The 14536-nt window shown below is 36.3% G+C and carries 13 protein-coding genes; 3 read left to right on the plus strand and 10 right to left on the minus strand.

What is annotated here, in order from left to right; translation table 11 throughout:
* Nucleotides 1–24 precede the first annotated feature (24 nt).
* The 6 genes from MHH37_RS20695 to MHH37_RS20720 all read right to left on the minus strand — a co-directional run bounded on the left by MHH37_RS20695 (nucleotide 25) and on the right by MHH37_RS20720 (nucleotide 5049).
* On the minus strand, nucleotides 25–486 hold the full coding sequence (locus tag MHH37_RS20695; protein WP_008407062.1) for an isoprenylcysteine carboxylmethyltransferase family protein: 462 nt from the start codon (nucleotides 484–486) through the stop codon (nucleotides 25–27).
* Nucleotides 487–568: 82 nt separating this feature from the next.
* On the minus strand, nucleotides 569–1582 hold the full coding sequence (locus MHH37_RS20700) for a 3-oxoacyl-[acyl-carrier-protein] synthase III C-terminal domain-containing protein (protein WP_342574472.1): 1014 nt from the start codon (nucleotides 1580–1582) through the stop codon (nucleotides 569–571).
* A 242-nt stretch (nucleotides 1583–1824) separates the two neighbouring features.
* Entirely contained in the window at nucleotides 1825–2163 is a 339-nt protein-coding gene (locus MHH37_RS20705; RefSeq protein WP_008407064.1) for a CotD family spore coat protein, read from the minus strand.
* A gap of 162 nt (nucleotides 2164–2325) precedes the next feature.
* Nucleotides 2326–3069, minus strand: a complete 744-nt coding sequence (locus MHH37_RS20710) for an HAD-IIB family hydrolase (RefSeq protein WP_342574474.1) — start codon at nucleotides 3067–3069, stop codon at nucleotides 2326–2328.
* Nucleotides 3035–4243 (minus strand): glycosyltransferase, encoded by a 1209-nt coding sequence (locus tag MHH37_RS20715; protein ID WP_342574475.1) that lies wholly within the window; start codon nucleotides 4241–4243, stop codon nucleotides 3035–3037. Before MHH37_RS20715 ends, MHH37_RS20710 begins: the two co-directional genes overlap by 35 nt.
* 383 nt (nucleotides 4244–4626) lie before the next feature.
* Entirely contained in the window at nucleotides 4627–5049 is a 423-nt protein-coding gene (locus tag MHH37_RS20720; RefSeq protein ID WP_008407068.1) for an organic hydroperoxide resistance protein, read from the minus strand.
* A gap of 341 nt (nucleotides 5050–5390) precedes the next feature.
* On the opposite strand from MHH37_RS20720, the gene MHH37_RS20725 reads away from it, so the two are divergent.
* On the plus strand, nucleotides 5391–5978 hold the full coding sequence (locus tag MHH37_RS20725; protein WP_014822377.1) for a hypothetical protein: 588 nt from the start codon (nucleotides 5391–5393) through the stop codon (nucleotides 5976–5978).
* Nucleotides 5979–6120: 142 nt separating this feature from the next.
* On the opposite strand, the gene MHH37_RS20730 is transcribed toward MHH37_RS20725, so the two are convergent.
* Nucleotides 6121–6345, minus strand: coding sequence for a hypothetical protein (locus MHH37_RS20730; RefSeq protein WP_065217695.1), 225 nt, complete (start codon nucleotides 6343–6345; stop codon nucleotides 6121–6123).
* Nucleotides 6346–6695: 350 nt separating this feature from the next.
* Between MHH37_RS20730 and MHH37_RS20735 the strand changes: the two genes are divergently transcribed.
* Complete coding sequence (locus MHH37_RS20735) at nucleotides 6696–10544, plus strand: S8 family serine peptidase (RefSeq protein WP_342574476.1); 3849 nt, start codon at nucleotides 6696–6698, stop codon at nucleotides 10542–10544.
* 102 nt (nucleotides 10545–10646) lie between these two features.
* On the opposite strand, the gene MHH37_RS20740 is transcribed toward MHH37_RS20735, so the two are convergent.
* Both MHH37_RS20740 and MHH37_RS20745 read right to left on the minus strand, forming a co-directional pair.
* On the minus strand, nucleotides 10647–11915 hold the full coding sequence (locus MHH37_RS20740; RefSeq protein WP_342574477.1) for an OFA family MFS transporter: 1269 nt from the start codon (nucleotides 11913–11915) through the stop codon (nucleotides 10647–10649).
* Between the two features lie 329 nt (nucleotides 11916–12244).
* Nucleotides 12245–12988 (minus strand): DUF4230 domain-containing protein, encoded by a 744-nt coding sequence (locus MHH37_RS20745; RefSeq protein ID WP_342574478.1) that lies wholly within the window; start codon nucleotides 12986–12988, stop codon nucleotides 12245–12247.
* Between the two features lie 231 nt (nucleotides 12989–13219).
* Between MHH37_RS20745 and MHH37_RS20750 the strand changes: the two genes are divergently transcribed.
* The gene (locus MHH37_RS20750) at nucleotides 13220–13873 is read left to right on the plus strand and encodes a VTT domain-containing protein (protein ID WP_014822374.1); all 654 of its coding nucleotides are present in this window, start codon (nucleotides 13220–13222) and stop codon (nucleotides 13871–13873) included.
* Nucleotides 13874–13923: 50 nt separating this feature from the next.
* Here the strand turns inward: MHH37_RS20750 and MHH37_RS20755 are convergent, their stop codons facing one another.
* A complete protein-coding gene (locus MHH37_RS20755; protein WP_339263391.1) occupies nucleotides 13924–14514 on the minus strand; it encodes a TetR/AcrR family transcriptional regulator in 591 nt (196 codons plus the stop codon).
* Between the last annotated feature and the right edge of the window lie 22 nt (nucleotides 14515–14536).

Genomic DNA, 14536 nt, shown 5'->3' on the forward strand with positions numbered 1-14536 from the left:
TTATTAAAGAATCAGTGTTTTTATTTATGGCTGCTTAACATTATTACGTTCCAAATAGGCAGTATAGTTCGTCCCTTCTTTTAACGCTTTTTCCTCCAGTGGAATACGAATAGAAAGGATAATGAAATTTAAAATTGTGAAACAGATAGCTGTAAAATATGCCTGGAACATAAGTGGCAATACAGCAATCTCTAAACATACAACTAAATAGTTTGGGTGACGGATAAAAGAATACGGCCCCTTCGCTACTACATTTGCTCCTGGTAAAATAATAATTTTTGTATTCCAGAAAGATCCTAATGAAACTAGACACCATACTCTTAACATCTGCAACAATAAAAATAAAATGAGCCATATATAATGCGGCGTAAACTGTCCACTGAAAAATAAGACTTCAATAAGAAGGCTTACAAAAAAGCCAGTATGCAGTACAATCATGAATGGATAATGAGAGGCACCTACTTCATATGCTCCTTTAGCAAGCATTAATTTTTCATTTCTTTTTGCTATAACCAGCTCTACTAATCTTTGAATAATTACAAAAGCTAGTACAATATAAAAAATCAGCTTACTCCCTCCATTCCAATAATACGACTTCTCCGCTAAAACCTGGCCCTAGAGCCACTAGTAAACCTAAATTATCCGCTCTTTTTTCATTTAACATAAATTGCTCCAAAACATACAGAACAGTAGGAGAAGACATGTTTCCATTTTTTTGAAGTATTTCACGTGAAACATCTGTATGTTCCGTTGTTAAATTCAGTGTTTCCTCGTATGCTTGCAATACTTTTTTTCCACCAGGATGTGCTACAAAGTTTACAATTTGTTCAGGTAAAACATCGTACTTATTTAAAAACTCATGGATAAATGGTCCAAGCCACTTTGAAATAATGACCGGTATGCTTTTTGAAAATACTACATGCAAACCGCTATTTTTTACATCCCAGCCCATTACATCTTCAGAATCCGGCATCCACTTTGAGCCACTTCCCTTAATATATGGGATTGGTACATTTTGCTCTAGCTCAACATCATCGCCGCACACGAGGGCACAAGCCGCTCCATCAGCAAATAATGAAGTACCTACGAGATTACTTTTAGAATAATCATCTTTCTGGAATGTAAGGCTACATAGTTCCACACAAACGACAAGTACCTTTGCATTTGGGTGCGCTTTGCAATAGTCAGACGCCCTACTAATACCTGCCGCTCCCCCTGCACAGCCTAGCCCCCATATCGGGATTCTGACTAGTTCATTTGAAAAAGGTAGAATATTCATAACACGTGCATCAATACTTGGTGTTGAAATGCCTGTACTACTAATAAAAATAATGGCATCTATATCTTCAGTAGAGATGTCCTGTTGTAAAAAGGAACGATTTGTTAAACATTTTTGAATGACTTCAACACTATACTCGGTAGCCAGTTTTATATAAAGTTCATTGCGTTCTTCAAATGTATGATCTTCACGATACCAGTCAGGTGAAACACATAAATTTCTTGTTTTTATTTCACCATTCTCAAAAACTTTTAATAACCGTTCTAACTTTGGAATTTTATGTTGGAAAAGCTCTTTCGTCAATTGCTCAATATTCGACTGAGCTAATGCGAAAGGCGGTGTATGCGTACTTACTGAAGCGATTTTTGGAATAGTAATTTCTCCTTATATGAGTTATTTTCTTTCAATGTATTGATAAAACCAAAAAAATATACAGAAATAGATGGAATATTTATGTTATTTTTCATGAATAATAGCACTATCCATTAACAGGACGGTGCTATTATCTTTTTTATTAATTTTTAAATGCAATTATTGAAGAACGACTACCAGCCTCTTCGTTTTGAACAACCACAGTCACCATGTGGTCTAAACGGTGTTCCACACATTGTATTAGTTTCGAAACACTCATTCACAACAGATTGTGTATGAGGGAAATAGTGTTGGTTGTTAATATAATGTTGGTTGACCGTTGTTAAATGTGATGGATGAACGTGTGGCACCACCGTGTTCGATATATTTCTTTGAACATATTGTCTCGTTGGCGATACTTGCGGTGATGCATACTGAGTTGGTCCTGTTTGCGTTGGTAATTGCTGTGCATTATTGAAAAACGATTGACCTCTTTCATCATTAAAAGAATTAAACCAGTTTCTATTAACCAATTTTATCCTCCTTCCTTCATCTTGATGTATCTTTACTAACGTATGAAAGGAATTCGGAATAACCTATTTACTTGCCTATTGTTTAGAAACAAATTTTAAAGAATAGGCTGTAATCTGCAAAAATAGTGAAGTAAAGTCAAAAAATATTTGTCTAGTAAAAACCTATTGAATCTTTTGTGATAATGGCGTGTAAAGTCTTTCCCATATTTCTTTTACACCGGCTGATGCGTGCCCTTTTGCATAATGAATATGGTCATTTTGCGATAATGCTAATATGGCTTCACATGCGTTTCCAACTGCAATTGCAGGATAGCCGAGATTGAAAAGACTGAGATCATTTTCCGAATCCCCCGCTACAACTACCTCGCCATCATAGTTACACTTATTAAGTACATATTTCAGAGCAGCACCTTTATTAATATTTGCAGGGAGAATATCTACATCTCTTTCACTGCTGAAAATAAGATCAACTGCTAAATTATGCTGCTTGATCGCTTTCTTAAGTATTTGAACCTGCAGTTCACTCGCAAAATAGGCCAATCGCCAAGGAGTATCAATTGGCTGTCTGGCGATGTCAATGGATTTTGCAATCGTATTAACCTGTTCAAAGTCTTCCTGCCTAATATTGCTCGCCCATTCCTGATCAAGCTCATATGAAGGACCAAGGTAGATCGAAGCTCCAACGTCACATATTAAAATGTCCGGCTTTGGCAGTTGTTCGCGTTCAATTAAATCAATCGCCGACTGCCTGTATCTTCCTGTAATGTATATAAGAGATGTGTTTTCAAGTGCCAGCGTTTCCCACAAATCGGTATGTGGAACCTTATCGCTAACAATCGTATTATCTAAATCTGTTGCTAAAACACGAGGTTTAAGGTAAGGAAATGTAAGCATTTTTTCGTTCATACAGCTCCTTTACTTTGCGGGAAATGAGAGACCAGTTAAATTCTTTCATTGCATATTGTTTTGCATCACGACGCATTTTTAATAGTTTAGGCGAGCTCTTTAAGAAATACGCCATGCTTTCGCTTAATTTTTGCACATTTGCTTTTGGTATATGAAGGCCAGTCACTCCGGATTTGACGACATCTTTTAGTCCGCCTACATGTGTCGCAATTACAGGACAGCCACAAGCCTGCGCTTCTGCAGCTACCATACCAAATGATTCATAATGTGAAGGCATAATGGTTGCTAAGGCACCACCGTAAAGGTTCTTTAACTGTTTTTCATTTTTGGGGCCGAGGAATAATACACGATCTTCCATTCCTTTAATTGCTTCTTTTAGCGGTTCGCTTTTTGGGCAATAGTTTTTAATATCAATTGATTCCGGACAGCCACCTGCAATAAGCAGTTTCACGTTATCTGGGACATCATTCTTTTTCAGCATATGTCTGAATCCTTCTAAAAGATCAAAAATCCCTTTTGAAGTTTCTAAACGGCCGGCATAAAAATAGTATGGAAATGCAAACTGGTCCACTTCCTCAGGGGATGTCAGATACACTGGTGAAACTCCTACCGGCACAACAGATACTGCACTTTTTTTCTTTGTAAAAACTTCAATCTGTTGCTTTTCATTTGGAGTAGTCGCAATAACTACATCCGCTTGCTCCATAATTAGTTTTTCAAAGTGCTTACGCTTACTTTCTATAAAGCCTGTACCTTGCTCTTTTGCAATGGCAAGGGAGTGATTTGTATGGCACCAGTAAAATGAATATTCTTTTTGCAGATTATATGCAAGTACTCCTGATAACCAGTAATGGGTATGAACAACATCATAGCTGCTTATATCCAGTGTTTCGGTCATTTCTTCGTATAAACGAGGAAGTAAAGTAAACATCTGATGCTTATCAACAAAGCCTTTTTGACCACCTGCAAAGCGGTAAACTTTACTGCGCTCACCCAGCTGTTCAACTGCCGGCTTTTGTTCACTACTCCAATGGGTAACAATATCAACACTGTACCCAAGCCCATCAAGCTGCAGGGCTAAATGTTTTACATAATTGTTTTGTCCACCTGCTTGTTTACTTCCAAGTGGAATTAAAGGGTCGCCATGATCGGAAATAAATAATATCTTTCTCAAATGAAATCTCATCCTTTCGTTCTTAAGCAGCGAATCATAGCTGTAAAAATTTACTGCTGTCTTGCTGATTTTTAATGAAATGATGGTAACTTTTCATAAAATTACTCTTCATTAGCTAGGTAGAATTTATAACTTCTTATGCTGTCCTTTATTCTCAATTGATTTAAACACCCTCACACTACCTAGCAAATAATAGAAGAGAGATTAAGGGTGTTGGAATTTTATATTATTAAATAGGTTCAATTGATAAGTACCCCACTCAATAAAAATTAAACAAAATATTCTAAAAAATAGTAAAAACAAAACTTTATTATTACACTAATTTTTTTAAATGGGTTAAAAGTACCTACATTTTGTAATCTTTATAAGCCAGCACACTTTATTTAAATCACTTCAAGCTTGACCTCAATATTGCCTCTTGTTGCTTTTGAGTAAGGACATACTTCATGTGCTTTATGCACCAGTTCTTCTAATTGATCGCGCTCTATATCTGTGCCTTTCACCTGAAGCACAACACCAAGCTTAAATCCTTGATCTTGTTCATCTTTCAATAAGCTGACATTAGCTGTTACTTCAGAAGTAAATTTAATACGGGCTTTACTTGCCGTTAATTGGAGAGCGCTATCAAAGCAAGCAGCATAACCTGAAGCAAATAATTGTTCCGGGTTTGTTGCATTTTCAAGTTTTTTTGCTCGCGGTGTTCCTGGCATTGCTGTTTCAAATTGAATTACCCCATCATCCGACTGTACTTTCCCTTCACGTCCTCCTGAAGCAGTTGCAATAGCAGTAAATAATTTTTCAGACATTCCACTTCCACACCTTTCATTTTTAAATACAACTTATCCTTACCCGTTTTTTTCTTTTTCCAAAAGTGTTTTTGTTAATTAATTGTTAAATTCATGATGAAGTAGCAATAAATTATTCAGCAAAAAATTTTTATAGGTCGATATAATTGCCAAAATGAGTGATGAGGGCTTGTGTTTCTTTATAGGATTTATACAGTCCAATACTTTTTTTACTATTTCTCTATACTATTTTTTCCCCAAACAAATTGGATGCAAGTGTTGTTAATCAAGCGATTGCTTATGTTTTGAATTGATAATCGGGGGTATCAACTTACAAGTATTCGTTGGGAGGGGATAGTAATATGTTTGGCATATCCGATCTCATTTCACTTGTCATTTCTGCATTTATTATCCTGCCTGCTGTTGTATTTATTCGGGAGATGGGATACGTAATAGTCAGTTGGCTTTTCGGAGTAATTAAACCAAGAGTAACGATCGGATCCGGGCGTAGAGTTTTTAAGTTTGGTATGTTCGATATCCGCAGTTGCTATCATTTTTATAGCTGGTTTTCGTATGACAAATTAAAACATGAAAATAAGTTTGCCTATATTAGCATTTATTCGGGACCTATTTTAATCAATCTTGTATTCGGTCTTACAATTAATTTTCTAATTGCTAATGGGGTGATTGAAGAATATAAAACATTTTGGGATCGCTTTGTTTTTTATGCATTTTATTATGTATTATTCGATGCAGTTCCAATGACCACATTTAACGGAAAACCAAATAACGGGATGATAATTTATAAGATGATTCGTTATGGAAAGCGGATCGACTCATCTAAGGAACACATTCTCCCCTCAACATCGGAAGTGGAGAAAGAATACCAGGAATACATGAAAGAAATTGACGAAAATGAAAAGAAGGTAAATAAGGAAAATCATTACTAAATCAATCAGCTTGTAATTGCCGAACCAAAATGTTAAATGATATAACCTGTTTGCAATTTGAAAAGTAACTTTCAATAAAAAAGAACCAAGGCTTATGCCTTAGTTCTTTAATTCAATGTACAAAATAGATGTCAAATATAAATTAGTTCCAGGCAGTTCGTTCACTTTCAGCCTCGTTCATGCCTGTTTTATTTCTTTTAGCAGGAACATTGCTTTCTTTTGCTGGAGCTGCATTAAAAATAAAATCAAGTTCTGATACAAACTCTTCTTGCTTGGAGTTTTTACGATTTTGATTTACTTCTAGCTTATTCGCACTTTGCTTGCGACTTGCTTTTGCATAGTTGCGTTTAAAATCCATATTTGACATAGCCATCCTCCATTGATTTTTATTTGAAAAGTATAAAAATCTTTTCCCCTTTATACTTTTCATTTTAAAGTTTAACCACTCTTACTTCCTTTTATTAAAAATATATACAATCTCCTTTCCCTAATTAGTGAATTAGTTCCCTCCTTTTTTTATCTCTCGTATGAAAGTTCTACTATTTTACCAAATTAATAGGAAGATAGATTTACCCTATATTTACCATACTGATACTATTTATCAATCTTTTGGAAAATACAGAAATTTCGATATTCGGGTAAATTCAATTGTGATAAATTGGTAATACCGCATTAAACAGAATAGTGCGAAAATTTAATACAAAGGGGAAATGAGGATTGAAAAAGTTTAAATTTACGAGATTCTTTAGCAGTATTTTAGCTTTCGTTATGGTGCTCTCTTTATTAGTTCCATTCTCGAATGCAAGTGCTGAGGAATTAAAACCATTCAAGCAGGGTGGACAGAGTGAAAGTACCCTCCAGCTAAAAGCGGCGATTGCTGAACAGCTAAGCTTGTCTAAAGATGGTCCAACTCTTCATGAAAGCCTGCAAAATATTTCAGGCAATCAAGAGGTTGCAGTTATCGTTCATTTATCTGAAAAACCGGTAGCTTTAGAGCAAGGAATCAGCCAAATTAAAGGCAAAAAATTTTCTAATGCCCGCGCAAATGAAGTTCGCGCAAATGTAAAAGCACAACAGGCAAAAGTAAAAAAAGAGTTAACTGCCAAACAGGTTCAAATGACTCAAGGATACACTTTTGATACGGTACTAAACGGGTTTGCAGCAACAATTAAAGCAAATGACATTCCAAAACTGCTATCAGTAGAAGGAATCACTTTAATTGAACCGGATGCAACAGTATACGCATCAGAAGACATTACAACAAAATCGAAATCATCAGAACTTATTAAAGATGAGCAATTGGAAGCACAAATGAATACAAGTATTTCTTTCCTTGGTATTGAAAATCTTTGGAATGAAGGAATTGAAGGACAAGGGATAAAAGTGGCAGTACTTGATACAGGTATTGATGCAGACCACCCTGAATTTGCTGACATTTATAAAGGCGGGAAGAACTTTATTCCTAACTCTTCAACTTATACTAAACCTCGTGCAGATGACGATGCATCGGAAACATTACCTTCAGAGCGCCCAGCAGGTACTCCTGAATTCAATGCAAACGGAAGCTCGTTCTATACTTCTCATGGAACGCATGTTGCCGGGACAATTGCGGCAATTGGCGCTAACGAATTCGGTATTAAAGGGATTGCTCCAAAAGTAGACCTTTATGCTTACCGCGTTCTTGGAGCATACGGAAGCGGTGCGACATCAGGTATTGTTAAAGCAATTGAAACAGCTGTTATAGAAGAAATGGATGTTATTAACCTTTCACTTGGTGGTGGTGCTAACACTGAAACGGATGCAGGATCATTTGCGATCAATAACGCAATGATGGCTGGAACAATCGGTGTTGTTGCAACAGGAAACTCAGGTCCAAACCGTGGAACAATGGGCACACCTGCAACTGCCCGCTTAGGGATTGCAGTCGGTAACACAACAAATCCGGAAACAATGTATAACGGAGAGGTTAATATTACAGTTGGCGACTATAACTTTACAAAACAGCTTCCTTTAATGGGAACAACTTTTGGTAAAAACTTAGCAGCTCAGCTTCAAGGTGAGTTTGATCTAGTTGCGATTCCTGGAAACGGGGAAGTGAAAGATTTTGAAGGAATTGATGTTGAAGGTAAAGTGGCATTAATTTCGCGCGGTAGTATTGCATTTGTTGATAAAATTGCAAATGCTAAAGCAAACGGAGCAGTCGCTACAATTATCCATAACTTTGCCGGTGGAACGAATGCACCCGACATTTCAGGCACATTCCTTGGTGATTCATTTGAGTTCCTGCCAACATTCGATATGTCTGTAACAGACGGTAATGCAATTCGTACTGCATTGGCTGGTGGAACTGGAAAAGTAAGCTTTGGCAAGTTTGCTTCAACTACGACAACTGGCGATGATGTAAACTCTTCCAGTTCACGTGGACCTTCTACACCAAACTTTGATATTAAACCGGACGTAACAGCGCCTGGAACAAATATTATGTCAACGATTCCTATGTATAAATCGGACTTCCCTGAAGCAGTTTACAACGAAGCGTATGCTCGTAAAACAGGTACTTCTATGGCAACACCGCATATTGCAGGTATTGCAGCATTAGTAAAACAAGCAAATCCAGATTGGGATGCTTTCGATGTAAAAGTTGCCCTTTCGAATACAGCAAAAGTGCTGGATACAGCAAAATATGATGTGTTCTCTCAAGGTGCGGGACGCGTAAATGCCTATGCAGCGGCTCACCCGAAAATTCTTGCGTATGCACTTGATACAGCAGTTTTAGATGCTACAGGTGCTGTTGTAGACAACAAAAAAGGGACGGTTACTTTTGGTCCTCAATCATTGAAAGACGGAAACATTTCTGTAACGAAACAAGTATTAGTTAAAGATATGGAAGGAAATGGCGGTAATTACAACGTATCCGTAGATGTGACAAAAACATTTGGCGATGCAGCTGTTACAGTCGATCAGTCTACCTTTAATTTAGCTGGTGAGCAGCTTTTAAACATTACATTAACTGCTTCACAAGCTGTGGCACCAAATGGCTCTGAAATTTTAGGCTTTATCCATATAAACGGTGGATCTACAGAAGCTTCATTGCCATTCGCGGCTGACTTCGGTAGCGCGGCAGTAACTGAAATTAAAGATTTCAACATTACAGAAACAGACCTGTCATTTAACGGTGATGGCATCAAAGATTCAGCGGTACTTTCATTTACCCTGACTGGTGATGTTACAACAAACTATATCGAGCTTTGGGACATTATGAATCCTGAAGGCGGAGAATATGGGGACGGTTATATCGGATATCTGCATGCAGGTTCTGCACTAGGAAAAGGATCTTATACGCTGAATGTTGGCGGGCAGTATAAGCCATGGGGCAGTGCACCTTCAACTACGATTCCGGATGGTCTATATACAATTGACTTTACTGGTCTTGCAGCTACAGGAACAGTTTCGGATTATGTCGGACCAATCGTTGTAAAAACGACAAAACCGGAAATTAAAGGTTCAGTAGCTGAAGGTGTAGCTACAGGACAAGTAACAGATAAGTATATCGACTACAATGAAGAATTATATTTATACGGCTTAGATTACAATTTAAATGATAAATTAAAAGCTTCATATGTTGCGACTGTAAACGGCGAAGTACAAGCACCGGTTGCATTCGACTTAAATCAGAATGGCAGCTTTACATTCCCGGTAACAGCAGAAACAAATGCTGTAACAGTAGTCATTACAGATGCTGCAGGAAATGTTGGCGAAGCGACTATCTTTGAAAAAGAATTAGTAGAACCAGTTGTCACTCTTTCTGTAACTCCAACAGAGCTTGATTTAACAGCTGGTGAAACAGCACAGCTTGCGGTAACGGAAACAACAACACCTGCTGAAGGCGAAGCAACAGAAAAAGACGTAACTTCACAAGCTACGTATGTTGTGGCAGACGAAAATGTTGCTACAGTTGTAAACGGTTTAGTAACTGCAGTAGCGGAAGGCACAACGACAATTACTGTTAAACATGGTGAAAATGAAGCGACAGTAACTGTAACAGTTAAAGCTCCTGCAATAGAAGAACCAGTTGTAACACTGGAAATCGACCAAACTCAAGTTGAGACAAGCATCGGTAAAGAAGTTAAGGTTAAAATTACTGAAGTATCAACGTTGAACGGTGAAACAACAGAAAAGGATGTTACAAACCTTGCAAACTACCAAGTTGAAAACGAGAAGATTGCTACTGTTAAAGCAGGCACTGTAAAAGGAAAAGGCCAAGGTACTACTTCTGTTACAGTAACATATGGTGAGCATACATTAACGTTTGATGTGACTGTTGTAAAGCCTGGTAACGGCAATGGCAATGGCAATGGCAATGGCAATGGCAATGGTAATGGCAATGGCAATGGCAATGGCAATGGCAATGGAAATGGCAATGGCAATGGCAATGGCAATGGCAATGGCAATGGCAATGGCAATGGCAATGGCAATGGCAATGGCAATGGCAATGGCAATGGCAATGGTAATGGTAACGGTAAAGGTCCTAAAAAGAACAATGAAGTTACCGAATTTGAAATTTAATTAATAAAGCCAAGTTTAAGCTTCGTCCCCGATGGAGCCTAAACTTGGCTTTTTTGTCCTATGAAGAAAAAGGATGCTTTTATTAAAGCACCCCTTCACACTTTATCCTATTACTATTTCTTTTTTCTTATTAAACTCTTCGTTTTCCAAGTTCACTTTTTCAGGTTTAACAACGAATATACTAATTAAAGTGGCAAGCGTAAACAAAGCTGCAATTACGTATAATACCATGTCATAAGATTGGGTTTTTTCAAGAATAATGGCACTTAGCTGGTTGCCTGTCAATCCTGCAAACGCCCATGCAGATAAGGCTAAGCCATGCACAGTTGAGATACTGTCGATACCAAAGCGGTCTGATAACAGTGGCGGTAACGATGAGAATCCTCCCCCGTAACCTGCATTCACAATACAAAGTAAGGCAATGATAAGAATGGCCATGGAATTATTTATTCCATCAAATATAACGGTACATAAAATAACGACAATGGAAGAAATGAAAATAATTTTATAAATGGAGTTCCGATCTTTTAAACGGTCCCCCCAAGAAGAAAATGCAATTCGTCCGCCTGCATTAAAAATAGCTGTGAGCGAACTAACTAAACCAATCGCTCCAAATCCAATGAATGCTAAAATGCCTTTTTCCTGTGAAATTAACGCTAAGCCACATGTAATGTTAATATAGAACATTAGCCAAATACCGATAAATGTCTTATTCGTTAATACTTTTCTATAACTAAAGCTTTGCATTTGTAAACTTTCTTCTTCATATCCAGCCGGTTTCTTTAAAATTAAGTGTCCGACAACCATCATTACTAAATAGATTGCTGCCAAAATATAAAACATAGTATAGATATTTGTCGGATTCACTAAAATACCTTCACTATTGCGATCACCAAGTAACTTTTCCATTAATGGACTTGCAATAACTTTTGCTAAGCCAAATCCTGCAACAGCAAGACCCGTTGCTAATCCCTTTTGTTCTTTAAACCAAAGCATCAGTGTTTTTACAGGTGTTAAATAGCCGATTCCAAGCCCAACCCCCATAACAACTCCATATGAAATATAAATTCCCATTAATGATTTTTGATAAATAAAGAATCCTGTTGCTGCCATCCCTACAACAAAAAATATGGCCGCAAGTAAGGATGACTTATGAATATCTTTTTCAACAAATTTCCCGCCAAAAGCAGCAGACATACCAAGAACAAAAATAGCTATACTGAATGCCCATTCCACTTCACTGACAGGTTTTCCGATGTAAGAGGCAATATCACCCTTAAATAATGACCAGCAATAAACTGTACCAATACTACAGTGAATCAATAAAGCCGGAATGACAGCTCGCATCCACTTGTTTTCAAACTTCCCCACATTAAAACTCCTCATTATTCATTTAACCAAAAACACGAACTTTAATTAAAAATAGATAAATATAGTTCGTATATAAACTATATTATTAATTATAATAAGTGATTTTTAGATTAAATATTTTATTTTCACGAACATTAACAAAGTGATTATATAATAATATTCATGATAAATGAATAATAATTTTAATATAATTTTTAAATTGCTAGAAATGATTCATATATTATTCAAATTATTCTGTACTTTAGAAAATAAAAAACAGCCTAATTTAGTAATTAGACTGTTTGAAGCAGCAAAATATATCTTCTTGTTTAATCGGGTAGAATTAAAATCTATTTAAATGTTATTTTCACAGCATAGCCTAGATTTCGGAAAAAGCCTGCGAGAACTTTCTCCGCACTTTTTTCTGCTGATTCCAGCAACCCGATTTCAATGGCTTCATCTTTAATTTGCTTTTGCGCTACTGCTGCCAGATTATATCCCTCATCCCACTTCACTTCCCCACGGAATAATCCTTCGTCCGAGAAAGTTTTGACATCTTCCATTTGAATAGCAGGATCCTGTATCAGTGTTGCTCGTGGCAGGACAATCTCTAACTCTTTATCATCTTCGTTGATTTTAATATCAACCGAAGTTATTCCTTTAAGATCAACACCTGCAATGACTGTGGCAGGGACAATTAATAATAGCTCCCTTTTTGTACCTGGTAAATTAACCGAAATATCATTTCCGAACAGCTTATTATCCTTTTGTTCAATGACTACTTTCACATGTGCTTCAGCCGTTGCGAGCGTTGCTAATTCCTGAACCTGTTCTACAAATACTGTACTATCTTTTTTCAATGTATTACCCAAAAATAACCAAGTACCACCGAATGTGATAAGGATAAGAAGCAATGCAATTAATAAAATCTTAAATCCCCAAAATTTTAATATAACCTTAAATATTGCTCCGGAAATATTGGCGTTTCCTCTGTGCTGTCCTATAACCGCTGTGGCAGCACTTTCTTCCTCACCCTTTTTCAATTCCTTCAATACTTGTTCAATTTGTGTTAATGCTTCTTCTTTTTTACTCATGGCATCTCCCCCCTTCCCGATATCTTGTTAAGGAAAATTAAATTATAGTTTCCAGATTTATACTTGAATATCATATCAAATTATTTACCTTTATTAGTACTAAAAGAGGTGACTACGAGATATAACTCAAAAGGTGTAATCATTTTTCATTTTTTTCAAATCTTGTTAATAGCAATTTTCATTAAATACATTTAAACTATCGAATGGAATTATATTAAGAGAGGTTACAAAATGAAAAAACAATCGTTGTTTATACGAGGAACTCTATTTGCAGCAATTTTAACAGGTTTATTCTTTGCACTTTACAAAAGCGGTATTTCTGTTTCCGATCTGTCACCCCAGCTTATTTTAGAGCTTGCTCATAATAATCTAACTATCGTTATTTTAATAATGATGTTATTAATGCTCTTGCAAAACTTATTTACATTTATTCCGTTAATTTTAGTTATCACAATTAATATTGCATTATTCGGGTTTTGGCGCGGTTATTTTTTTAGTACATTCAGCAGTGTTATTGGAAGTACATCGATTTTCATTTCCATCCGCTATTTTTTTGCAAACTTAATTACTTCGGAAAAACTAAAAAAATATGAGCAGAAAATCAATCAAAACAGCTTTCTATTTGTTCTTTCAGGACGTATTTTGCCATTCCTTCCTACGAATCTAATTAACATCGTATCCGGCTTAAGCAAAATGAAAATATCGTATTTTATCTCAGCTACTACAATTGGTAACATGATTTATGGACTTGTATTAGCCTCTATTTCTTTTGGAATTATCTCTGTCTCACAGCAATATAGACAACTATTTTATGTGATTATTGCAATTGCCGCCATTATCGTTGCGGTTCGATTCATTAAAAAGCAACGTACAAGCAGTATTTAAAAAAGAAGGTATTATACCTTCTTTTTTTATTGCGCTAATTACACAACAGCCTAATTATTTTTCTTTTGGATAAAGGAAATAATATTAATATACAATGCAGTCATCTCTTCAGGGGTCTTGTCTAAATTATTTTGAACCCATTGTTCAATTAATCCTAAAAAAGCAGATGTGATAAAGGCTAAAAAGTACTCCATCGGGACCTTTAAATTTGCATTAAAACTTTCATTCCCCTCCAAGTTTACACGCACTTTTTCTGAAAAGGCTGCTCTAAACCGAAGATGAAAACCCGCTCTTCCATGTTCACTTAAAAAGATTTTTAAAAATGGTGCCTGCATTTTTATCGAATTAAATAATGCGGAAGCTAATTGCTCTTGTCCTTTTTCAAACGTATGTGTAGATGAGTAGTTTAATTGCAATTCATCAATATGATCCCCTAGCTCTTCAAACAGTTGTAATTCAATCTGATCTAGCAAATCAAACTTATCGATAAAGTGTAAATAAAACGTTCCACGATTAATCTTGGCTGTTTTCGCAATATCCCCTACTGTAATTGAATCGAAAGTTTTCTTTTCCAGCATCTCCATAAATGATTTTTGAATAAGCTCTTTTGTTCTTCGATTTTTTTCTGTATAAACGCTCAAAAAAACACCCTCTTCCACCAAA

It is taken from the genome of Solibacillus sp. FSL K6-1781, assembly GCF_038630735.1.
GTDB lineage: Bacteria > Bacillota > Bacilli > Bacillales_A > Planococcaceae > Solibacillus > Solibacillus silvestris.